The sequence below is a fragment of the Pseudomonas sp. LB3P31 genome, from assembly GCF_054897945.1.
In genome coordinates, this window is record NZ_CM142710.1 from 1,170,337 (window position 1) to 1,191,223 (window position 20,887).

Consider the following 20,887-nt stretch of genomic DNA (forward strand, 5'->3'; position numbering starts at 1 on the left):
CATGTCCCGTCGAGTCCTGATTGACCTGCTCTGCCTGGCGACGTTCGCCCTCCTGCCATTGCTGGCGTCGTTGCTGCACGAACCTTTTCTCGTCAGCCTGTTCACCCGCCTGGCGATCTACGGCATGGCTGCCGCCAGCCTGGACCTGCTAATCGGCTATGGCGCGATGATCAGCTTCGGCCACGCGGCATTCTTCGGCCTGGGTGGCTATGTGGTCGGGGTGATCGGCTTTCACACCTCCCAGGCCATGCCGTTGTGGGGCTGGGAAGGTTCCAGCAGCGCGCTGATTGTGTGGCCGCTGTCACTGCTGGTCTGCGCGCTGTTTGCCGTGGTGGTCGGTTATCTGTCACTGCGCACCAGCGGCGTGCAGTTCATCATGATCACCCTGGCGTTCGGCCAGATGCTCTATTTCGTCCTCAGTTCTCTGTCGCTGTACGGCGGCGATGACGGCATCCTGCTCAGCGAGCGCAATACCCTGCCGGGACTGGATCTGGATAACCCGGTGCAGTTCTACTACCTGTGCCTGGGGCTGCTGGTGGCCTGGTTGCTGTTCTGCCGCCGACTGGTGAACTCGCGTTTCGGCTACGTGCTGCGCGGCCTCAAGCAGAGCGAACGGCGCAGCGTCAGCCTGGGTCTGCATCCGCTACGTTATCGGCTCACGGCCTTCGTGATTGCCGGGGTTGGCGGTGGCCTGGCCGGTATCCTGTGGGCCAATTACGCGATGTTCGTCAGCCCGGACATGGGCGCCTGGCACAAGTCCGGCGAGCTGATGGCGATGGTGATTCTGGGTGGCGTTGGCACCCTGCTGGGCCCGGTATTGGGCGCGGCGGTGTACCTGGGTCTGGAACAGGTGTTGAGCCTGTGGACCGAGCACTGGCTGCTGATCTTCGGTCCGTTGTTGCTGGTGGTGGTGCTGTTTGGCAAAAAAGGCCTGTATGGCCTGCTGCTGAGTCCGTGGCCGCGCTGGGGTAAAACACCGGCGGCGCCCGCCATTGTCAGCGAGGTGCGCCCATGAATCCGCAATTGTCGATCCAGGCGCTGGAAAAATCCTTCGGTGCGGTCAAGGCCACCAACGGTGCGAGCTTCGATATTGCACCGGGGGAACTGCACGCAATCATCGGCCCCAATGGCGCGGGCAAATCCACATTGATTTCGCAGATTGCCGGGGAAATTCGTCCGGACAAGGGGCGAATCTTTCTCAACGGCCAGGACATTACCGACGTGCCGGCCCACCAACGGCCCGGCCTCGGACTGGCGCGGGCCTTTCAGGTCAGCCAGCTGTACCCGGAATTCACCTTGCTGGAAAACGTCGCCGTGGCCATTGCTGCGCGGGAAGGTCAGACGTTTGGCATGTGGAAGCCGCTTGGCAGTGACGCTCGTCTGCTGGAGCCGGCGGCAGATTATCTGCAACGAGTCGGCCTCGCGTCACGCGGCCAGGCGCTGGTCAGTGAGTTGTCCCACGGCGAACGGCGGCAGCTGGAAATCGCCCTGGCCCTGGCTCAGGAGGCCTCGGTGCTGTTGCTCGACGAGCCAATGGCGGGCATGGGCGCGGAGGAATCGGCACGGATGACGCAATTGCTCCTCGAGCTCAAGGGTCGTTACGCGATCCTGTTGGTGGAGCACGACATGGACGCGGTGTTCGCCCTGGCGGACCGCATCACCGTGCTGGTGTACGGCCAGACCATTCTGACCGGCAGCGTCGAGCAGATTCGCAACGACCCGCAAGTACGCGCCGCCTACCTGGGAGAAGAACATGCTTGAAGTCAGTGGATTGCAGGCCGGTTATGGCCTGAGCCAGGTGCTGTTCGACATGCACTTGAAGATCGAACAGGGTCAGGTGGTGTCGCTGATCGGACGCAACGGCATGGGCAAGACCACTACCGTGAAATCGATCATGGGGCTGCTCAAGCCTACGGCTGGGAGCATTCTGATTCACGGCCGGGAGATGCGCGGCGCGCCGCCCTATCGCATTGCCCAGGCCGGATTGGGGCTGGTGCCTGAGGGCCGGCGCGGGTTTGGCAGCCTGAGTGTGCGGGAAAATCTGCTGGCGACCGCGACCCGGGGCAAGTGGGATCTCGCGCGGATCTACGCGTTGTTTCCGCGCCTGCAGGAGCGCCAGGAACAGTTGTCGAAGACGCTTTCCGGTGGCGAGCAGCAGATGATGGTAGTGGCCCGCGCGCTTCTGACCAATCCGCAGTTGCTGATTCTCGATGAGGCCACCGAGGGGCTGGCGCCGATCATTCGTGAAACGATCTGGAGTTGTCTGGCGAGTTTGAAGGCTGAGGGCGAGACGATTCTGGTGATCGACAAGAACCTCAAGGAGATGGCACGGGTGGTGGATTGTCACCACATCATTGAAAAGGGCCGGCAGGTATGGAGCGGGACGCCGGGGCAGTTGGCCGAGACGCCAGAATTGTCCCGGCGGTATTTGGGGGTTTGACCGCGAATCTCCTGTGGGAGCAAAGCTTGCTCGCGATGGTCGTAAACGATTACGAATGCTTTCAGGATAAACGCGGTGCTCTCAAGTCCATCGCGAGCAGGCTCACTCCTACAGGTTTTTGGTTTTGCTCAGGATTTTTGTCGTTGCACATGACGCTGGAACAGGCTGTCGCGGTCCAGGTGGTTGAGGTGGGTGCAGCCCATCAGGTTCATGCTGCGCGTCAGTTCTTCGCTTAATAAATCCAGGGCGCGGGTGACGCCGGCTTCTCCGGCTACCGCCGCGCCGTAGAGGGTCGCGCGGCCGAGCATGACGGCGTCGACGCCCAGGGCCAAGGCCTTGACGATGTCGCTGCCGCGGCGGATGCCGCCGTCGAGCAGCAGGCTGAGTTTGCCTTGTGCCTGGGGGGCGATGGCCGCCAGTGCATCGAGGCTGCTCAGGGCTCCATCCAGCTGGCGACCGCCGTGGTTGGAGATCACCACGCCATCGAGCCCCAGCGCGACGGCGCGCTGCACATCGGCGGGGTGCAATACCCCCTTGAGCAATAGCCGACCGCTCCATTGATCGCGCAAGCGCGCCAGCATGTCCCAGTCAAGCAAGGTGTCCATCTGCTTGCCGATAAAGGCCATCGACCCCAGGGGACTGCGCTCATTCTCAGGCAAGTAAGGTTCAAGGTTGCCCATGCCCGGCAGTCCCGACGGCCACAGGGTCTGCCTGAGCCAGCGCGGGTGACGGAGCACGTCGAGCTTGTTGCGCCAGGTCAGCTGCCGTGGCCTGGCGAAGTTGCGCCGGTCCCATTCGCGATTGCCCAGCACCATCGCGTCGCAGGTCAACACCAGGGTGCGGCAACCGACGGCACTGGCCCGCTGCAGCAAATCCTTCTGCACCTGTGGATCGCGCATGGCGTACAGCTGGAACCACAGGTCAACCCCGGGCGCCGCCGCGACCAGGTCCTCAAGCGAGGTGTTGGACGCCGTACTCAGGCTGAAAGGCAGGCCCCTGGCCGTCGCCGCCCTGGCCAGGTGAATGTCGGCATCCCGGTGCAGCAGGCCGTTATAACCCGTCGGCCCGATCAGCATCGGCAGGGGCAGCACCTGGCCCAGCACCAGTCTGGAGGTATCCGGGGCATGGCAAGGCACCATGGCTCTGGAGTGCAAGCCATAACCCGTGAAAGCGTCGAGATTGTCCTGCATGGTCAACTCGGCCTCGGCCCCGCCGTTGAGGTATTCCCAGGCGAAATACGGCAGACGCCGTTGGGCCAGGTTGGCCAATTCGGCGATGCTGTGAACACGACTCAGGTCGGAGCCGGTATGGAAACGGCGCATAGACAGTCCTTTGAGTTGAGCAAAAAAATGCCCGGGAGGAGCAATCCGGGCCGAGGAAAACCGTAATTGGACTGCCCGATGCGCGGGCAATCCCGGGAGCCGCGAACGGCTCCCACAAACTTCAGAACTTCCAGGTGTACGTAGTGATCAGGCGGTTTTCCTGATAGTCCGGACCCGACGCATTGCCATTGCCGTAACGGGTCTTGACGTCGATGCGCCGCCATTCGAAGCCGACGTCCTTGAGCGCCCCGCTCTGCACCACGTAGCCGAGCACGATGTTGCGTTCGCTCTCGACGTTCTGGTCCAGGGCGTTGCTGCCCCGATCAACGCCGGTGCCGCGTATGTAACGCGTCATGAACTTCAGCCCCGGCAAACCCATGCCGGCAAAGTTGTAGTCGTAGCGCAGTTGCCAGGAGCTTTCGTTGGGTTTGATGAACGCCACAGTCGACCAGTTCACCAGGTAGGGCTGCGGCGCATAGCCGTTGAGCGTCGGGAAGCTCGACTCACCGAGCATGCGCTGGTAACCAACGCCGATCGCATGGGCGCCCTTTTTCACGGTGGTCATGATGCCGTAGGACTTGTTGTCGATATCACCATACAGTGCCTTGCCGTCTTCACTGTTATTGAAGTAACGCAGGTCGGTCTTCAAGCCGTACCCGGCACCTAGATCATGGTTATAGGTCAGGCCCAGGTAGTGTTGTTTGTAGATATCTTCCAGCTGACCGAAAAAGTAAGTACCGGACAGGTTCGGCGTGAACAGGTAAGTCGCACCACCGAAGTTTAAACCATCACTGCGGCGTTTAACGTTGGGACCATTAAACAGGTACATCTTCTCCCTGTTGGAAGACTCCCGGGAACTGATCTCGGTAAAGCGCCCACCGGTCAGCGTCAGATTGTCTACCTCTTTGGATTCGAGCTGTACGCCGTGGTAGGTAGTGATCAACTGCCGGGAGTCATCGATGTAGGCCACCGGCAACGTCGGCCGCAGTTCGCCGACCTTGAGCTCGGTCTTGTTGTAACGAACCTTGCCGGTCAACGCCGCACGCCCGTAGTCGCGGACTTGCTCGCCCTTGCTAGTGTCGTACGGGATAATCGTGTCCGGGCCCCGCCCACCACCGCCGTCCAGGCGATAGGCGTACTGCGCCGAGAGGTCCAGGCCAAATTGCAGGGTGCCCTCGGTGTAACCGGAAATGGCGCGAAAATCAAAGCCCTGGGTCCAGCTGCCGACCCGTGATTGCGGCGCGTCATCCTGCTTGAAATCGCGGTCGATGTAGAAGTTGCGCATCCCCAGGCTGACCTGGCTGTCGTCGACGAAATCAGCCTGCGCCACCAGCGGCGTGAAGATCCCCATCACGGCCGCAGTGGATAGGCCACGGTTTATCCAGTTCTTCTGGAACATCGAACTTTCCTTTATTTTTTGCATGCACACAGGCACGGCTAGTGGAAGCAGATCAATTCAGCAAAGTGCAACTTTGGCAGTCAATCCGCAGTATTGTTTTTATAACCACTTACTGCAAAAAAGTCGTAGCACAGTCATTCGCCAAAACAGCGACAACCGTTTTATAGTTATTTTCAAACACTCAACGATACGGGAAAAGTTAGATCGTACTTTTAGCCAATCAGAAGTTTGCTTTCGAGGCATCTCCCAAGCGGTGATAAGCGCGATTGAAATACACCAGGCCTTCCTGGCTCTCGCCATTACGAATGCCCAGCACCTCGCAATAGAAAATGGTGTGCGACCCGACTTCATGGGCCTGGGCGATCCGGCAGTCGAAACTCACCAGGGCTTCATCGAGCAGCGGCGCACCACTTTCCAGGGTGCTCCAGGACGCGCAGGAAAAACGCTGATCGGTATCGAGGTCGCGGTTGGAAAACGCCCCCGACACTTCCTGGTGACCTGCGGTGAGAACATTCACGCTGAGCACGCCGTTGCTCTTGAAATGCACGTTGGAAAACGACGAGCGATTCATGCACACCAGCAGCGTCGGCGGCTGGTCGGTAACGCTGCACACCGCCGAAGCGGTGAAGCCGAAGCGCCCGGCGGGGCCGTCGGTAGTGATGACCGAAACCGCGCCACCCAGCATTGCCATTGAGTTACGAAATCCAGTTGTATCGACCATGGTCTTACCCTCCGGTCTATCAGATATCCAGCACCAGCTTCGAGGACTTGGCCCGGGAACAGCACAGCAGAATCTGGTCATTGGCGGACTTTTCGTCATCCGTGAGATAGACGTCGCGGTGATCCGGTTCGCCTTCGATAACGTCGCACAAGCAGGTGCCGCATACGCCCTGCTCACAGGACACTTCAATCTTGATGCCGACGGCGGTCAGGGCATCGACGATGCTCTGGCCTTCGGCAACCTGCACGGTCTTGCCGCTGCGTTGCGCTACCACTTCGAAGCCGGCGCCCGAGCCATCGACTTCGACCTGGAAGTATTCGCGGTGCACATGATCGTCGGCGTAACCGGCTTGCAGTGCCTGGGCGATGACCCAATCCATGAACCCGGCCGGCCCGCAGACGTACACATGGACGCCGGCTTGCGGGGTGCCCAGGACCTTGGCCAGGTCGAGTTTCTGCTCGGGCGCTTCGTCGTCGAAATGGGTGTGCAGGCGCGAGGCAAACGCCGCGCTGCCCAGCTCATCGAGAAACGCGCTGCGGCTGCGCGAACGTCCGCAATAGTGCAAGTCGAAATCGCTGTCCCGGGCATTCAGTGCATAGGCCATGGCAACCATCGGCGTGATGCCGATACCGCCGCCGATCAGGATCGAGCGCTTGGCGTCGCTGGCCAGCGGGAAGTGATTGCGCGGCAGGCTGATCTCGATTTCGCGACCTTCCTGCAGCAACTCATGCACCGCCACCGAACCACCGCGCGAGGCCGGGTCCTTGAGTACGCCCAGGCGATAGGCGCCAGCGTTGGCCGGGTCACCGCACAGCGAATACTGACGGACCAGGCCGGTCTTGAGGTGGATATCGACATGCGCACCCGCCTCGAAGGCTGGCAACGGTTGCCCTGCCGGATCACTGAGATCCAGTACGACCACCCCTTCGCCCTGCTCTTCGCGCTTGCGCACGACGACTTTGATTAATTGATCGCTCATACAGGACCATCCCGAATTTCTTGTCAGGGGGACGCTGTTGCGCGCCCCCGTTTTTTCTTTAAATCAGTTTCTTTAAATCAGTTTCTTAAAATCAGCTTCTTAAAATCAGCTTCTTCAAACATGCAGCGCCAGACTCAGCGCATGAAGATCCCGCCGTTCACATCCCAGGTCGCCCCGGTGGTGAAGAAGGCGTCTTCGCTGGCCAGTTGCACGATCAGCTTGCCGAGGAACCCGGCGTTGCCCAATTGCCTGACCGGGATCGCCTCGATCAGTTTTTCCAGGCGCTCGGGTGGCACGGCGGCTCGTACCGCCGGCGACTCGATGGGGCCCGGAGCGATGGCGTTGACCGTCACCCCAGACGCTGCCAGCTCCTTGGCAAAGATCTTGGTCAGGGTAACGATGGCGCCCTTGGACGCGGCGTAATGCGCGCCCGTCGCGGTGCCGCCGTTCTGCCCGGCCAGGGAGGCCATGTTGATGATCCGCCCGTAACCCTGGGCCGCCAGGTAGCTGCCGAAAACCTGGCAGCCAACAAAGGTACCGCGCAGATTGACGCTGACGACATGGTCGAACTCTTCCGGGCTGATCTGCATCACCGGCGTGGTCATGGTGATCGCGGCGTTGTTCACCGCCACATGTAATACCCCCCAGTGCGCCACGACAGCGGCCAGCGCCGCCTCGAAATCGGCTTTGCTCGTCACGTCGAGCTTGAGCGCCAGCACCCGCTCGCCAGTGGCGTCGAGTTCAGCGGCAGTCGCTTGCGCCGACTGCAGCGAACGGTCGCTGATGACCACCCGGTAACCGGCGGCCAGCAGCTGTTCGGCGATGCTCTTGCCCAGCCCCTGGGCCGCGCCGGTGACCAATGCAACCTGTGTCATGGCAACGTCCTCAGAGGATGTAGCCGATACCGGCGAGGGTATCGGTGGAGTTGATCAGCTGGATCAGCTTGCGCTGGATCTTGAAACTGTCGCCGCTGCGCACCAGTTGAAAAGTGACATCGGCGGTGTACTGTTTGAGTACATCCTTGCGGAACTCGCGCAGGTTCTGCGCACAGCGCACGGTGACAATCCCGTCATCATCCGACAGCACACGAAAGCGCGACTGGCTGCGCACGGTACGCGCACGCGGCGTGGTGGAAATCGACTCGCCGCTGGTCAACCGGGTCACGCGCAACTGGCGCATGTGATGGTCGTCGTAGGCGTAGTTCAGGGTGTTCTCGAAATCGGTTTCCAGCGGATCGATCGGGATGATGTAGGTGGCGGTCTCGGTCCACAGGTCGAGCCACTCGACGAAATCGCCGTGGTCGAGCATGTCCGCTTCCTGCCAGATGAAAGCGCTGACCTGGTTGAGCAATTGCAGATTAATCATGGTGTTCTCCGTCGACTCAGGCCGACATCATCTTTTTCCACTGCTGGTAGCCAGCGCGCATACCGGTTTCGGCGCTCACGTCACTCACCAGCCCGTCTTCGGATTTGGTTTCGCCGGGCAGGCCGCGGTTGAGCATGATCCACAGGTCGGTGCCGGCACTGGCGCCACGCTGTACGCGCTCCCAGGCTTCGGAATCGTCCGGGGTACCAAAGCCCATCGGGCCCTGGAAGTGCTCATGCAGGCGCAGGCGATAACGATTGGCCACAGCCGGGCCGCCGTCCATGGTGATCACCGCGTGATGGATTTCGGTCTCGTCCACCGCAATCGGCTGCAGCACCCGGAAGAACGCCATGGAACAGGCGATGTTGGGGAACAGGTTGAGGTTGAAACCAGAACCGCCCACCGCTCGCACGATGCGCCGCACCGACTGCTCATCCTGGCCTTCGGCGCGCAACTGCACGGCGAGGTCTTCGAATCGCTCAGGGATAGGCAGGTCGAGGTTGGCTTCCAGGTCAACCAGATCGGGGATCATCACCATCACGCTGTGGCCGTTGCCCAGGTCTTCGACATAACCAGGCCCTTTGACGAAGTCGAACAACTCCAGGGTCTGTTCATCCACGGACGACAGGAACGACTTGTGTACCAGCGGGAAGTGATAGGCGTCGGTGGTGTTTTCCAGCTGGATCTTCCAGTTGCCCGGGAAGCGGAAGCGATGCTCGCCACCGACTTTTACCGGGTAACCGGCGCCCTGCTTCATGAACAGGTCGATCCATTTTTTCGCCGGGCCGAGGAAATCGACCAGGGGCTCGATATCGTCCTTGAAGGTAGCGAAGATCATGCCGTTGTACTGCTCGACCCGCAGGCTCACCAGCGGCAGCTCGGACTTGTCCAGGCAATCGCCGTAGCTTTCCGGGTGCGGTACTCCGCGCAGGCTGCCGTCCAGGGCGTAGCTCCAGCCGTGGTACGGGCAGACGAAGCTGTTGGCCTTGCCTTTCTTGTGCTCGCAGACCGTTGCGCCACGGTGCCGGCAACGGTTGAGCAGGACGTGCACTTCCTTCTTGCGGTCGCGCACCACGATCACCGGCTGCTTGCCGATGTAGGTGCTCTTGTAGCTGCCGGACTCGGGAATCTCGCTGGCGTGGGCGACCCAGATCCAGGTGCTGTAGAAAATCTTGTCCAGCTCTTGATCGAAGATCTTGCCATCGGTGTACAGCGACGTGTGCACTCGGTCATGCAAGACCAGTTCGGACGGGCTGGCGTCCAGGTTTACTGCGGATATCAGGTTATTCACGATCACTCCTCGTCGGCTGGCTCGCCGACTCTAAGAATTCTGGGTATTGCGCTCAGGACTGGCCGGCTTTGTCGGGTACGGGCAGGTGCGCGTCACTGTTCCAGGTGTCCACCGGACGGCTGAACAGGTTCTCGGTCTGGAAGTGCGCCATGCGCCACTGTCCCTGCTCTTGCGCAAACTCCACGGTCAGGCGGGCGCTGTTGAGGTGCGAGGCGCCCGAAGCGAACGTCGAGGTCTGCAACATCACCCAACTGGCCTGCGCGACGGCGCCGCTGACCTGGATCAGTTCCGAGGTCAGGAAGTGCACGTTCAACGCGAAGTGCGCCGGCTCGACCATGTAAGTCGCGAACATCGCCTTGATCGCCTCACGCCCGCGATAGCCGCCAAAACTGTTCTGGTACTTGGCGCCCTTGCCTTCCCAGACCGCCTGCGCGGTGAACAATCCGGCCAGTTCGTCGAGGGGCGAATTCACGCCCAACTCGTCGCACAGAACCATGTAGCGGTTCATGCAGGCGCGGATCGCGTTCTCGCTTTCCAGCTGCTCAAGCCGCTGTTCCAGCGCGCGCAAATGCTCTTGTGATGACATGGCGACTTCTCTCGATTCAGCGCTGGATGATCAGTTCGCGGCCGGTACGGGCCTCGACCTTGCAGTACTTCCAGAGCTTGTACGGGCCATTGCCGACGTCAGTGGTGCGGAACAGGTTGCAGGCGGCGTGGACGGTTTCGATGTCTGGCACATCGGCCAGCAGGTAGGTCGTCCAGGGCCAGCCAGCAGACGGGCCGACCATGCTCTGGTCGTCGTCCATGTTGCCCAGTATGGTCACGCCTGGCAGATCGGCGATGCCGTTCCACATGGCGCCGAACGCGGCCCAGACTTCCAGGGCCTCGGGGCGTGGGGCATCAAAGAAGTTCTGGTTGATGCCGATGCAGAACAACACTCGCAGGGCTTTTTTATCGGTCATGGGGTTCACCATTCAGTAGGAAAAAAATTACAGGTAGCCGGGCAGCGGCTTGTTGCCGAAGAAAATCGCGCCGGCGTTCTGGTAGGTCATATCGCCCATGAAGGCGTGCTGGGTAATGACTTGGGTATCGTTGACGAAACGCGACAGCGGGCTGGTGCGGTACACCCCGCTCATGCCCGAAAGCATCTGCGCGGTGCGCGCGACATCGGCCGCAACCCGGGTGGCGTGGGTCGAGGACAGGCGCAGCATGTTGGTCTGCTCGACGCTCACCGGATCACCGGCCAGGACGCTGGCCCAGGCATCGTCGATGGACTGGTAAAACCACGAACGCGCAGCACGCAGCGCCGCCTCGGCCTTGGCCATCTCGACCTGGGCCAGTGGCCGGTCGGACAACGATGGTGCGCCGGTCACGGAGATGCGCCCACTGGCCATGCCGCTCAACTCATCGAGCGCTGCGCGCGCAACGCCGAGACCGACCACCGACAACACCTGGGTGGCGAACGACAGCGACGGATAACGGAAAAACGGTTCGTCGAGATTCGACGGACCACCGCGCACGAACGTCCACTCCTCCGGCACCACCACGCCTTCAACCACGACGTCATGGCTACCGGTACCGACCAGGCCGACCACGTTCCAGGTTTCTTCGATGCGGACCTTTTCCCGCGGCATCACCGCCAGTCGCGGCAGGCCGAGCATGTCGCCATTTTTCGGGCTGATACCGACGCCGATCAGCGACGCACCCATGCAACCGCTGGAGAATTTCCAGCGGCCGTTGACCTCCAGGCCACCGTCGACGAAGGACGCAGGCTGCGGTGGGAAGATCCCGCCAGCGAACACCACGTCAGGCGAGTCGGCATAGATTTTCTTGATGGTTTCCAAAGGCAACGCCGCCAGGTACACCGGGCTCATGCCGAAGCTCGCGACCCAGCCGGCGGAGCCGTCGGCGATGGAGATATCCTCGACCATCTGGCAGAACTCGGCCGGCGAACGCTCGTCACCGCCGAAGCGCTTGGGCACCAGGGCGCGGTAAACGCCGAGCGTGCGGAACTGCTCGATCACGTCCTGCGAGATGAATTTCTGCTGGTCGAATTCTTCGTTCCGGGCCCGCTCACGAATCTCGACCAGCAGCTTCTGAAACGCTTCATTCGCCGTGATCGGCGCGCGGTGCTGTTGATCCAGCTCGCTTGGCGCAGTCATGGTTTTCTCCATAGTCAGCATGTCGATTACTCTTCCAGGCGCCGGACCAGCTCGCGGCCGACTGCACACAGCAGTTCGTCCGCGCCATGGGCGGCAATCAGTTGAAGGCCTACCGGGAGTCCCGAAGCGCTTTCCAGGGGAATGCTCAGGGCCGGGTGACCGGAAAGGTTGAAAGCGCGCACCAGAGAGGTCATCCCCAGGGCCGCGCGGGTGTCGGCCGCATCGGCGACCAGCAATGGGAAATCGGGCATGGTCGGCATGGCCAGGATCGGCGTAATCGCCAGGGCCGCGTCCACCTCTGCGGTAAAGGCGCGACGGACTATCTCGGCCTCTGCGACGGACTCGGCAGTGGTCAGGCTGGCAGCACGCAGGCGGCCGGCGACGTCCTCGCCAACCTTGCCGGTTTGCAGCAGATGGCCACAGGCGGCCCAGGTTTCGGCGTTGATCACTACCATCCCGGCGCCGTAAGCGGCGAGCATTCCTGGCAGCGCTTGCTCGCTGAGTGGGAAGCGCGAACGGGCCAGGGCCTGGTTCACTACAGTGTGGATTTGCTCATCGGCGTGGACCGCGACCACACCGATTGAAAGATTCTCCAGCAGCGCTGCTGGCGCCTTGAAGGTCGGGTCGATGACGTGCATCGCCTGAATCAGGCAGTCCATGTCCCGCGCCAGCGGCCCTACGCAATCGAGGCTGCTCTGGGCTGGCATGACGCCCTGGCGGCTGACCCGGCCGAACGTTGGCTTGAGCCCGAAGACTCCGCAGCACGCGGCGGGAATCCGTACCGAACCCCCGGTGTCGGTGCCCAGTGCGAAGTCGCAAAGGCCTGCCGCGACAGCTGCCGCCGAACCACTGGAAGAGCCGCCAGGAATGTAGCCCGGATAGCGTGGATTGGCTGCAGTGCCGGTCCAGGCGTTGAGGCCGGTGGTGCCGAACGCCAATTCATGCAGGCTGGTTTTACCGGTGATCTGGCAACCCGCATCCAGCACTGCCTGAACCACGTGTGCATGTTCGGTGGCAGCGGGGGCATCGGCCAGGGCCTGGCTGGAAGCGCGGGTCGCATGGCCGGCGATGTCGATGGTGTCTTTCACCATGACCGAAGGGCCGCTACCGCCTAAGGCTAAATCCTCGACAACAATCGACATGCTCTGTACCTGCTCGCTTATGTGTCATCAGATCGGACGCCCTCGGCATGAAGGCGCTGCAATCGCTTAAATCTAAAATCGTAATATTTACGTGAAATGTCAATTGAATTTTACCGAATAAAATAGTGTGTATTTTCGGTGCAGATTTTGCGGTTACGCACCAGCTGCGTGCAGTTTGGTAACACAGCCGAAAAGCCCAAAATCGACGAAAAAACTTTGATTTATCGTTGTATATCAATAATTTACTTCAATCTATTACACCTGCATCACTCAAATATTTCGAAAAATTTCGAGCGCAGACTTTGATTAAAAACTGCTATTTCAAAAAATAAATTCGTCAAAATTCAGCCGCATAATTCACCTTAAAACAGGTGTTTTTTGGTTTTTAACCAAGGCTTTTTTCGGCTAATCAGACGCTTAGTGATCCAGATCAAAGCCTTGTTCGGCATGGCGTGGTGGCGACTTGCCCTACCCTGCGACGACCCTCACCCGCCCCGTCAAACCACCCACTTCGAAAGCCTCCAGGCGAGCGGACTGAAGTCCCCGGTAACACCCGCCAGCGATGCACCAAAAAAATTTCTGGCATGCAATCTGCTCTTGGGTCTGGCAGCAGTTAGAAAAAAAACAGGGCCGTACCTTGGGCCGCACTCGCATCACGTGGTGATCGAGGCGGTCGGCCATTAGCCTTTTGCAGCGTTGCAACTCTTCGGAGAAAGTCATGCTTTTCAGAAAAGCCGTGTCCACCTTGTTGTTGAGTGCCGCCTGCGCCGCCGCCGCGCAGGCTGAAGTGAAAATCGGTGTCATCACCTCCTCCACCGGGCCGATCGCGCTGGTCGGCCTGCCACAGAAAAACACCGTACCGTTGCTGCCGACCCAGGCTGGCGACCAGGCGGTTAAGTACATTTCCCTGGATGACGCGAGCGACCCGACGGCCACGGTGAAGGCCCTGAAGAAGCTGATCGATGAAGAAAAGGTCGACGCCATCATCGGCCCGAGCGGTTCGCCCAACGCCATGGGCGTGATCCAGTTTGTTGCTGAGGCCGGCGTGCCGTTACTGGCGCCGGTGGGCACTGCGGCGGTGGTGCTGCCGATGACCGAGCAGAAAAAATGGGTGTTCAAGACCACGCAAAACGATGACCTGATCGCCAAGGCGCTGTTTGAACACATGGCCAAAAAAGGCGTGAAGACCCTCGGCTTTATCGGCACTGGCGATCCCTATGGCGAGAATTGGGCCAAGGTCATGGCCGGCCTCGCCGCGCAGCAGAACATCAAGGTCGTGGCCAATGAGCGCTTCCAGCGCCAGGACACCTCGGTCACCGGACAGAGCCTGAAAATTCTCGCCTCGCGGCCTGACGCCGTGCTGGTTGCAGCCCCCGGCAGCTCGGCAGTGATGCCGCAGACCACTCTGTTCGACCAGGGGTATCGTGGCCAGGTCTACCAGACCCATGGCGCCGCGCTGCCGGACTTCCTCAAGCTGGGCGGCAAGAAAGTCGAGGGCACCGTCCTGGCCGCGAGCCTGATGCTGGTACTCGACGAAATCCCCGACAGCCACCCTTCGAAGAAAATCGCCAGCGACTACACCGCCGCCTACGAAAAGCTCAACGGCAGCAAGCCCGCGACCTTCGGCGGTAACACCTTCGACGCCGGCCTGTTGCTGCAACAGGCGATCCCGATTGCGTCCGCCAAAGCTGCGCCGGGCACGCCTGAGTTTCGCGCTGCCCTGCGTGATGCACTGGAGCAAAGCCACGAACTGGCGGGTACCCAAGGCGTTTACAACATGACGGCGCAAGACCACAGCGGCTTCGACGAGCGCGGTCGCGAACTGATCGTGGTGAAGAACGGCAACTGGATGCTGTTGAAGGACAACTGACCCGGGCGCACAGCCCGCTGCCCGACTGCCGGCGAGGCGACCTGCGCCGGCAGGCGCGCGTGATCTTCAATCTGTAGAAAAAGAGCTCTCATTATGAATTTCCAGATAGCCATGCTGCTGGGCCAGGACGGCATGACCAACGGCGCGATCTACGCGCTGCTGGCCCTGTCGATCCTCCTGGTGTTCACCGTGACCCGGATCCTGTTGATCCCCCAGGGTGAATTCGTGACCTATGGCGCCCTGACCATGGCCACTTTGCAAAGCGGTCACCCGACTGCATTGGTGTGGCTGCTGCTCGGCCTGACGCTGATCGATTGCGCACTCGATTTATGGGGTGCTGCGCGCACGAGCCAGGCGTTTCGCTTCCCCAAACGTATTCTGTTCAAGCTCGGTTATGCCGGGCTGCTGGCGGTGCTGATCAATACCTTGCCGCTGGCCGAATTGCCGATGGCGGTGCAGGCGTTGCTGACGCTGGCGCTGGTGGTGCCCCTGGGGCCGCAGATCTACCGCCTGGTGTTCCAGCCGATCGCCTCGGCCAGTTCGCTGGTGCTGCTGATCGTGTCGATCGCCGTGCACGTGAGCATGGTCGGTATTGCCCTACTGCTGTTCGGCCCTGAAGGCGCCCGCACCCAGCCGTTCTCCGAAGCCGGACTGGAACTCGGCCCGGTGACGTTCAACAGCCAGACCCTCTGGGTGCTGGCGGTGTCCCTGGGGTTGATCGTCGGTTTGTACCTGTTCTTTGAGCGCACGCTGTATGGCAAGGCGTTGCGTGCCACGGCGGTGAATCGCATGGGTGCGCGACTGATGGGGATTTCACCGACCCTCGCCGGCAAGTCGACCTTTCTGCTCGCCGCCCTGATCGGCACCTTGTCGGGGATCCTGATCGCACCCATCACCACGCTGTATTTCGATTCCGGTTTCATCATCAGCCTCAAGGGTTTTGTCGGCGCGATCATCGGCGGGCTGGTCAGCTATCCCGCTGCCGCACTGGGCGCCCTGGCGGTGGGCTTGATCGAGGCGTTCTCGATGTTCTGGGCCAGTACCTACAAAGAAATCATCGTGTTCACCCTGATCATTCCGTTCCTGCTGTGGCGTTCGTTCACCAGCCGTCATGTGGAGGAAGAAGAATGAATCCGCGTTATCTGTTACTTGCCCTGTTGCTGGTGGTGGGCGTCGCGCCGCTGCTGTTGCCGCCGTACTACGTGACCCTGCTCAACTACATCGGCATGTACGCCATGGTGGTGTTGGGCCTGGTGCTGCTGACCGGTGTCGGCGGCATGACCAGCTTCGGCCAGGCCGCGTTCGTCGGGCTGGGCGCGTACACCTCGGCTTACCTGACCACCACCGAACAGTTGCCAGCCTGGCTGGCCTGGGCTGGCACTTCACCCTGGCTGACGCTGCTGGTGGGCGTAGTGCTCACCGCTTCTGTGGCGCTGATTCTCGGCGCGCTGACGCTCAAGTTGTCCGGGCACTACCTGCCGCTGGGAACCATCGCCTGGGGCCTGTCGCTGTATTACCTGTTCGGCACTCTGGAATCCCTCGGCGGCCACACTGGAGTTGGTGGCCTGCCGTCGATTTCCCTGTTCGGCCTGAAGCTGGATAAAGGCGAGGACATCTACTACCTGATCTGGGCGCTGCTGCTGGTGGCCATCGTCATCACGCAAAACCTCCTGAACTCCCGCGAAGGCCGGGCCATTCGGGCGCTAAAGGGCGGCCAGGTGATGGCGGAGTCGATGGGCGTGAATACCTTCCGCTCGAAGATGGTGATCTTCGTCATCTCTGCAGTGTTCGCGGCGATTTCCGGCTGGCTGTACGCGCACACCCAACGCTTCGTCAACCCGACGCCCTTCGGCTTGAACATGGGCATCGACTACCTGTTCATGGCCTTGATCGGCGGCGTTGGCAGTGTCTGGGGCGCCCTGCTCGGCGCGGGCATCCTGACGATGCTCAAGCAGTGGCTGCAGGACTTGCTACCGGCTCTACTGGGTAACACTGGCAACTACGAAATCATCGTGTTCGGCATCCTCATCGTGGTGCTGATGCAACGTGCACCCGGTGGCCTGTGGCCGTTGCTGACGCGCCTGGTACCTATCCGTTGGCGCGTTCGCCCCAAGGTGCAAGAAGTCGACGCAAGCGCCGCTCCCCTGCCACGCCGGGAGCTGCCCAAGCATGGCGAGCTGATCCTCGAAGCACGTCATGTGACCAAGCGCTTCGGCGGACTGGTGGCCAACAACGACATGAGCCTGGAAATTCGCTCCGGTGAAATCCTCGCGCTGATCGGCCCCAACGGCGCCGGCAAAAGCACCATGTTCAACCAGCTCTCCGGTGTGGACACCCCAACCAGCGGCGACGTGCTGTTCATGGGCCAGAAGATCAACGGCCTGAGCTCGCGGCAAGTCGCCCGCCTGGGCATGAGCCGCACCTTCCAGCACGTGAAACTGCTGGGCAACATGAGCGTGCTGGAGAACGTCGCCATTGGCGCGCATTTGCGCGGCAAGCAAGGCGTGCTGGCGGCGGCGCTGCACCTGGAGCGTCGCGAAGAGGCCGAACTGCTCGGCGAAGCGCGGCGGCAACTGGAGCGCGTGGGCCTGGGTGACTACTTGCAGACCGAGGCCGGCAGCCTTTCGCTCGGCCAGCAACGCATCCTCGAAATCGCCCGCGCCCTGTGCGCCGATCCCTGCCTGCTGCTGCTTGATGAGCCCGCGGCCGGCCTGCGCCATAAGGAAAAGGAAGCCCTGGGCATCCTGCTCAGTCGCCTGCGCAGCGAAGGCATGGCGATTCTGCTGGTCGAGCATGACATGGACTTCGTCATGGGCCTGGTGGATCGCGTGGTGGTCATGGAGTTCGGCCAGCGGATCGCCCAAGGCCTGCCCGAAGACGTACAGAAGGATCCGGCGGTGCTGGAAGCCTACCTGGGAGGAGTTGAATGATGAACATGCAAGTGGAACCGCAGCCCGCACCGCGTAACCAGGTCAACGATGCCGTACTGGAGATCAAAGACCTGAGCGTGGCCTATGGCAAGGTCGAAGCGCTGAGCAACGCCAGCCTGACGGTCGGCAAGGGCCAGATCGTCACGGTGATCGGCCCCAATGGCGCCGGCAAAACCACCCTGCTGTCGGCGATCATGGGCGTGCTTGGCTCCCGGGGACAGGTGCATTTCGACGGCAGCCTGGAAACCCTGCCGGAGGTGGAAGTGATGGTCTCGCGGGGCCTGGGCCTGGTGCCGGAAAAACGCGAGCTGTTCACCAGCATGAGCGTGGCCGACAACTTGCTGCTCGGCGCCTTCCAACGCCATCGCACGGGGGACCGGCGCTACAGCGAGACCCTGGGCGAAGTCTATGAACTGTTTCCGCGGCTGTGGGAGCGTCGCGAGCAATTGGCGGCGACGCTATCTGGCGGTGAACGGCAGATGCTCGCCGTGGGCCGGGCGCTGATGGCCAAGCCCAAGCTGCTGATGCTCGATGAGCCGAGCCTGGGCCTGGCGCCGCTGATTACCCGGGAGATTTTCCGCATCATCACGGCACTGCGCGAGCAAGGGGTGTCGATTTTGCTGGTGGAGCAGAACGCGCGCGCCGCATTGCGGGTGGCGGATTACGCCTATGTCCTGGAGACCGGGCAGATCGCGATGCAAGGGCCAGCACAACAACTGGCTGACGATCCGCGGGTGATCGAGGCGTATCTGGGGTTGGCGAGCAAGCATCAGGAAATGCTGGCTACGTAACCGGCTTATTTGAACAATCAGGAGCTACGATGAACGCTAATCCCCTGCGCATCGGCATCGCCGGTGCCGGTGCCATTGGCTGCACCCTGGCCGGGCGGCTGGCTGCTTGCGGTCATCAGGTCAATGTCCTGGCCCGTGGTGAAACACTGTCGGCCATCCGCCGTGACGGCATTCACCTGTCCGATCTGGACGGTCATTACCACGTACGGGTCGACGCCAGTGACGACGCCGCCAGCCTTGGCGAGCAAGACCTGATTTTTCTCTGCACCAAGGCCCAGGGCCTGGCCAGTCTGCTACCACAATTGCAACCGATGATCGGCGCCGAAACGGTGGTGATCCCGGTGGTCAACGGAGTGCCCTGGTGGTACTTCCACGGCGAAGGCGGACGCTACGACGGGCGCCAGGTGAGCGCGGTTGATCCGCAGTCGATTCTCAGCCAGGCCCTGGACCTGCGGCACGTGATCGGCTGCGTGGTGTTCATCACCGCGCACTGCCCTGCCCCTGCCGTGGCCGAATCGCAGACCCCGCACCTGATGATTTTCGGCGAGCCCGACAACCGCCTCAGCCCGCGCCTGGAACAGGTGCGCGGGTTGATCGAAAGTGTCGGGATCGAAGCGCGGGCCACCGATCGGATCCGCGACAATCTGTGGACCAAGATCATTGCCAACATCACCTCCAATCCGCTCTCGGTGATCACCGGCGCCACCCTCGAACAGCTTTACAGCCTGCCGGAGCTGCGCGACGTGGTCAGCAGTTGCCTGCACGAAGCGCTGTTGACTGCCGCCGCTCACGGTGCGCGCGTGAGCATCGACCCACAGACCTTTCTTGAACTCGGGGCCGGCATGGGCGCCGTGCGCACCTCGATGCTGCAGGACTATGAAAAAGGCCGCCCGCTGGAGCTGGCCGCGATCGGCGATGCGGTGCTGGAGCTGGCCGATTGCATGGCCATCCCGATGCCCGTCACCCGCCAGCTGATTGCCCTCGCGCGCTTTCGCGGCGAGCAGATCCGTCACTGACTCTTCAAGACAAGGACTCCGACATGCACCCGACCGAATTAGCCAAACCGCCACAGTACAGCGACGAAGAATGGGCACTGCGCGTACAACTTGCGCACTGCTACCACCTGGTGGATTTCTTCGGCTGGACCGAGACCATCTTCAACCACATTTCCGCACGCCTGCCCGGCCCGGCGCACCATTATCTGGTCAACCCGTTCGGCCTGAACTACACCGAAGTGACGCCGGCCAACCTGCTCAAGGTCGACCTGCACGGCAAGAAGCTCGAAGACTCGCCCTACGACGGCAACCCGGCCGGTTTCGCCCTGCACAGCGCCGTGCACGGTGCCCGCGCGGATATCCAGTGCCTGATCCACACCCACACCACGCCGATTTCCGCCATCGTGATGAAGAAAGCTGGTTTTGCCCATCACGACTTCTACGGCGCGCAACTTTACGGCCGGATCGGCTACCACACCTTCGAAGGCATCACCCTGTTCGACGACGAAAAAGCCCGGATGATCGACAGCCTTGGCGACAAGCACATTCTGGTGCTGCGCAACCACGGCATCGCGGTCGGCGAAAGCAGTATCGCCAAGGCGTTCTTCCTGTTGTGGACGGTGCAGCGCGCCGCCGAAATCCAGTGCCAGGCAGGTGCTTTGGGCGGTGAAGACAACCTGCTGCCGGAAGAAATCAGCCAGCGTTGTGCCGAGCTCTCCGCCATGCTGATTCGCGACAGCGGCTTTGCGGTGAAATTCTTCGACGGCATGGTGCGCAAGATGCACGCTGCACGTGGGCAATGTTGGTAATCGCAGGAGCGATCAGTGGCTAACTCAAAGGAGCAAACTGTTCCGAAAACTATCGATTCGGCGAGATGCTGCTCGATGTAGTCGCGGACCAGGCCTGCTGTGGCGTGCCCGCTGGTTTTTTGCAGCAGGCGGCGCGACAATGGCGCCCGCTATCAAACCCAGTTCACCAGAAAGACTACGCCACCTTTATGACCACCCCGAAAAAGCGCCTGAGCCGATACAACCCCGCCAGCGAAGACTTCAAGAAGGAAGAGTTCCCCTTCTACTGGCTGGCGCGCCTGCACGGCCGCTACTCCATGGCGATGGAGAAAGCGCTGAAAAAGATCGACATGGACATTCCGCGCTGGCGGATCCTGTTCATCCTCAAGGAAAATGGCGAGTCGAGCATTTCGGAAATTTCCATCCACGCCATCGCCAAGCTCTCGACCATCACCAAGATCGTCTACCGCATGAAAGCCGATGGCCTGGTGGAAACCAATACCAGCGCCAGCGACGGCCGGGTAACCCAGGTCTCCCTGACCGATATCGGCCGCCACACCATCGAAGAAATCCAGCTGGGCACCAGTGATATTTTCCGCACCAGTTTCAAAGGCCTGACCGAGGCGCAGATCACCAAACTGAACGCCACCCTGGAAAAAATCTTCAATAACCTGCCGGAAGACTGACCTGCC

General features: G+C 61.3%; 21 protein-coding genes. 10 read left to right on the forward strand and 11 right to left on the reverse strand.

Features of this window, described 5'->3' with window-relative positions; genetic code table 11:
* Position 1 precedes the first annotated feature (1 nt).
* Genes ACYZTK_RS05190 through ACYZTK_RS05200 form a run of 3 tightly spaced genes read left to right on the forward strand, consistent with a single transcriptional unit; the run spans position 2 to position 2,440 of the window.
* On the forward strand, positions 2 to 1,015 hold the full coding sequence (locus tag ACYZTK_RS05190) for a branched-chain amino acid ABC transporter permease (protein WP_462013465.1): 1,014 nt from the start codon (positions 2 to 4) through the stop codon (positions 1,013 to 1,015).
* Positions 1,012 to 1,761 carry an ABC transporter ATP-binding protein gene (locus ACYZTK_RS05195; RefSeq protein WP_462013466.1) on the forward strand — a complete coding sequence of 250 codons (750 nt, stop codon included), beginning with the start codon at positions 1,012 to 1,014 and terminating at the stop codon, positions 1,759 to 1,761. Before ACYZTK_RS05190 ends, ACYZTK_RS05195 begins: the two co-directional genes overlap by 4 nt.
* Complete coding sequence (locus ACYZTK_RS05200; protein ID WP_462013467.1) at positions 1,754 to 2,440, forward strand: ABC transporter ATP-binding protein; 687 nt, start codon at positions 1,754 to 1,756, stop codon at positions 2,438 to 2,440. The genes ACYZTK_RS05195 and ACYZTK_RS05200 overlap by 8 nt, the downstream gene beginning before the upstream one ends.
* A gap of 128 nt (positions 2,441 to 2,568) precedes the next feature.
* On the opposite strand, the gene ACYZTK_RS05205 is transcribed toward ACYZTK_RS05200, so the two are convergent.
* From ACYZTK_RS05205 to ACYZTK_RS05255, 11 genes are all read right to left on the reverse strand, one after another.
* The gene (locus ACYZTK_RS05205; protein ID WP_462013468.1) at positions 2,569 to 3,762 is read right to left on the reverse strand and encodes an alpha-hydroxy acid oxidase; all 1,194 of its coding nucleotides are present in this window, start codon (positions 3,760 to 3,762) and stop codon (positions 2,569 to 2,571) included.
* 121 nt (positions 3,763 to 3,883) lie between these two features.
* A complete protein-coding gene (locus tag ACYZTK_RS05210) occupies positions 3,884 to 5,161 on the reverse strand; it encodes an OprD family porin (protein ID WP_462013469.1) in 1,278 nt (425 codons plus the stop codon).
* A gap of 220 nt (positions 5,162 to 5,381) precedes the next feature.
* Positions 5,382 to 5,882 carry a flavin reductase gene (locus ACYZTK_RS05215; RefSeq protein WP_462013470.1) on the reverse strand — a complete coding sequence of 167 codons (501 nt, stop codon included), beginning with the start codon at positions 5,880 to 5,882 and terminating at the stop codon, positions 5,382 to 5,384.
* 19 nt (positions 5,883 to 5,901) lie between these two features.
* Complete coding sequence (locus ACYZTK_RS05220) at positions 5,902 to 6,861, reverse strand: PDR/VanB family oxidoreductase (RefSeq protein WP_462013471.1); 960 nt, start codon at positions 6,859 to 6,861, stop codon at positions 5,902 to 5,904.
* Between the two features lie 134 nt (positions 6,862 to 6,995).
* Positions 6,996 to 7,736, reverse strand: a complete 741-nt coding sequence (locus tag ACYZTK_RS05225) for an SDR family NAD(P)-dependent oxidoreductase (RefSeq protein ID WP_462013472.1) — start codon at positions 7,734 to 7,736, stop codon at positions 6,996 to 6,998.
* 10 nt (positions 7,737 to 7,746) lie between these two features.
* Positions 7,747 to 8,223, reverse strand: coding sequence for an aromatic-ring-hydroxylating dioxygenase subunit beta (locus ACYZTK_RS05230; protein WP_462014856.1), 477 nt, complete (start codon positions 8,221 to 8,223; stop codon positions 7,747 to 7,749).
* Positions 8,224 to 8,242: 19 nt separating this feature from the next.
* Complete coding sequence (locus ACYZTK_RS05235) at positions 8,243 to 9,517, reverse strand: aromatic ring-hydroxylating oxygenase subunit alpha (RefSeq protein WP_462013473.1); 1,275 nt, start codon at positions 9,515 to 9,517, stop codon at positions 8,243 to 8,245.
* 52 nt (positions 9,518 to 9,569) lie between these two features.
* The gene (locus ACYZTK_RS05240) at positions 9,570 to 10,103 is read right to left on the reverse strand and encodes a nuclear transport factor 2 family protein (RefSeq protein WP_462013474.1); all 534 of its coding nucleotides are present in this window, start codon (positions 10,101 to 10,103) and stop codon (positions 9,570 to 9,572) included.
* Between the two features lie 16 nt (positions 10,104 to 10,119).
* A complete protein-coding gene (locus ACYZTK_RS05245; protein WP_462013475.1) occupies positions 10,120 to 10,479 on the reverse strand; it encodes an IacB protein in 360 nt (119 codons plus the stop codon).
* Between the two features lie 27 nt (positions 10,480 to 10,506).
* A complete protein-coding gene (locus tag ACYZTK_RS05250; protein WP_462013476.1) occupies positions 10,507 to 11,679 on the reverse strand; it encodes an acyl-CoA dehydrogenase family protein in 1,173 nt (390 codons plus the stop codon).
* 26 nt (positions 11,680 to 11,705) lie between these two features.
* Positions 11,706 to 12,821, reverse strand: coding sequence for an amidase (locus ACYZTK_RS05255; protein WP_462013477.1), 1,116 nt, complete (start codon positions 12,819 to 12,821; stop codon positions 11,706 to 11,708).
* Positions 12,822 to 13,539: 718 nt separating this feature from the next.
* Here ACYZTK_RS05255 and ACYZTK_RS05260 point away from each other — a divergent pair.
* The 7 genes from ACYZTK_RS05260 (at position 13,540) to ACYZTK_RS05290 (ending at position 20,881) form a co-directional block, all read left to right on the forward strand.
* The gene (locus tag ACYZTK_RS05260) at positions 13,540 to 14,691 is read left to right on the forward strand and encodes an ABC transporter substrate-binding protein (protein ID WP_462013478.1); all 1,152 of its coding nucleotides are present in this window, start codon (positions 13,540 to 13,542) and stop codon (positions 14,689 to 14,691) included.
* A 93-nt stretch (positions 14,692 to 14,784) separates the two neighbouring features.
* Positions 14,785 to 15,822: a branched-chain amino acid ABC transporter permease gene (locus tag ACYZTK_RS05265; RefSeq protein ID WP_462013479.1), complete on the forward strand. Its 1,038-nt coding sequence runs from the start codon at positions 14,785 to 14,787 to the stop codon at positions 15,820 to 15,822.
* A complete protein-coding gene (locus ACYZTK_RS05270) occupies positions 15,819 to 17,621 on the forward strand; it encodes a branched-chain amino acid ABC transporter ATP-binding protein/permease (protein WP_462013480.1) in 1,803 nt (600 codons plus the stop codon). Before ACYZTK_RS05265 ends, ACYZTK_RS05270 begins: the two co-directional genes overlap by 4 nt.
* Positions 17,618 to 18,412, forward strand: coding sequence for an ABC transporter ATP-binding protein (locus ACYZTK_RS05275; protein WP_462013481.1), 795 nt, complete (start codon positions 17,618 to 17,620; stop codon positions 18,410 to 18,412). The genes ACYZTK_RS05270 and ACYZTK_RS05275 overlap by 4 nt, the downstream gene beginning before the upstream one ends.
* 29 nt (positions 18,413 to 18,441) lie before the next feature.
* Positions 18,442 to 19,428, forward strand: a complete 987-nt coding sequence (locus tag ACYZTK_RS05280; RefSeq protein WP_462013482.1) for a ketopantoate reductase family protein — start codon at positions 18,442 to 18,444, stop codon at positions 19,426 to 19,428.
* Between the two features lie 23 nt (positions 19,429 to 19,451).
* The gene (locus tag ACYZTK_RS05285; RefSeq protein WP_462013483.1) at positions 19,452 to 20,216 is read left to right on the forward strand and encodes a class II aldolase/adducin family protein; all 765 of its coding nucleotides are present in this window, start codon (positions 19,452 to 19,454) and stop codon (positions 20,214 to 20,216) included.
* A 188-nt stretch (positions 20,217 to 20,404) separates the two neighbouring features.
* Positions 20,405 to 20,881 (forward strand): MarR family winged helix-turn-helix transcriptional regulator, encoded by a 477-nt coding sequence (locus ACYZTK_RS05290; RefSeq protein WP_462014857.1) that lies wholly within the window; start codon positions 20,405 to 20,407, stop codon positions 20,879 to 20,881.
* The last annotated feature ends 6 nt before the right edge of the window (positions 20,882 to 20,887 follow it).

What these genes read in the sequence shown, in the direction of transcription:
- ACYZTK_RS05190 (WP_462013465.1), top strand. Translation starts at nt 2, where the DNA reads ATGTCCCGTCGAGTCCTGATTGACCTGCTCTGCCTGGCGACGTTCGCC.
- ACYZTK_RS05195 (WP_462013466.1), top strand. Translation starts at nt 1,012, where the DNA reads ATGAATCCGCAATTGTCGATCCAGGCGCTGGAAAAATCCTTCGGTGCG.
- ACYZTK_RS05200 (WP_462013467.1), top strand. Translation starts at nt 1,754, where the DNA reads ATGCTTGAAGTCAGTGGATTGCAGGCCGGTTATGGCCTGAGCCAGGTG.
- ACYZTK_RS05205 (WP_462013468.1), bottom strand. Translation starts at nt 3,762, where the DNA reads ATGCGCCGTTTCCATACCGGCTCCGACCTGAGTCGTGTTCACAGCATC.
- ACYZTK_RS05210 (WP_462013469.1), bottom strand. Translation starts at nt 5,161, where the DNA reads ATGTTCCAGAAGAACTGGATAAACCGTGGCCTATCCACTGCGGCCGTG.
- ACYZTK_RS05215 (WP_462013470.1), bottom strand. Translation starts at nt 5,882, where the DNA reads ATGGTCGATACAACTGGATTTCGTAACTCAATGGCAATGCTGGGTGGC.
- ACYZTK_RS05220 (WP_462013471.1), bottom strand. Translation starts at nt 6,861, where the DNA reads ATGAGCGATCAATTAATCAAAGTCGTCGTGCGCAAGCGCGAAGAGCAG.
- ACYZTK_RS05225 (WP_462013472.1), bottom strand. Translation starts at nt 7,736, where the DNA reads ATGACACAGGTTGCATTGGTCACCGGCGCGGCCCAGGGGCTGGGCAAG.
- ACYZTK_RS05240 (WP_462013474.1), bottom strand. Translation starts at nt 10,103, where the DNA reads ATGTCATCACAAGAGCATTTGCGCGCGCTGGAACAGCGGCTTGAGCAG.
- ACYZTK_RS05245 (WP_462013475.1), bottom strand. Translation starts at nt 10,479, where the DNA reads ATGACCGATAAAAAAGCCCTGCGAGTGTTGTTCTGCATCGGCATCAAC.
- ACYZTK_RS05250 (WP_462013476.1), bottom strand. Translation starts at nt 11,679, where the DNA reads ATGACTGCGCCAAGCGAGCTGGATCAACAGCACCGCGCGCCGATCACG.
- ACYZTK_RS05255 (WP_462013477.1), bottom strand. Translation starts at nt 12,821, where the DNA reads ATGTCGATTGTTGTCGAGGATTTAGCCTTAGGCGGTAGCGGCCCTTCG.
- ACYZTK_RS05260 (WP_462013478.1), top strand. Translation starts at nt 13,540, where the DNA reads ATGCTTTTCAGAAAAGCCGTGTCCACCTTGTTGTTGAGTGCCGCCTGC.
- ACYZTK_RS05265 (WP_462013479.1), top strand. Translation starts at nt 14,785, where the DNA reads ATGAATTTCCAGATAGCCATGCTGCTGGGCCAGGACGGCATGACCAAC.
- ACYZTK_RS05270 (WP_462013480.1), top strand. Translation starts at nt 15,819, where the DNA reads ATGAATCCGCGTTATCTGTTACTTGCCCTGTTGCTGGTGGTGGGCGTC.
- ACYZTK_RS05275 (WP_462013481.1), top strand. Translation starts at nt 17,618, where the DNA reads ATGATGAACATGCAAGTGGAACCGCAGCCCGCACCGCGTAACCAGGTC.
- ACYZTK_RS05280 (WP_462013482.1), top strand. Translation starts at nt 18,442, where the DNA reads ATGAACGCTAATCCCCTGCGCATCGGCATCGCCGGTGCCGGTGCCATT.
- ACYZTK_RS05285 (WP_462013483.1), top strand. Translation starts at nt 19,452, where the DNA reads ATGCACCCGACCGAATTAGCCAAACCGCCACAGTACAGCGACGAAGAA.
- ACYZTK_RS05290 (WP_462014857.1), top strand. Translation starts at nt 20,405, where the DNA reads ATGACCACCCCGAAAAAGCGCCTGAGCCGATACAACCCCGCCAGCGAA.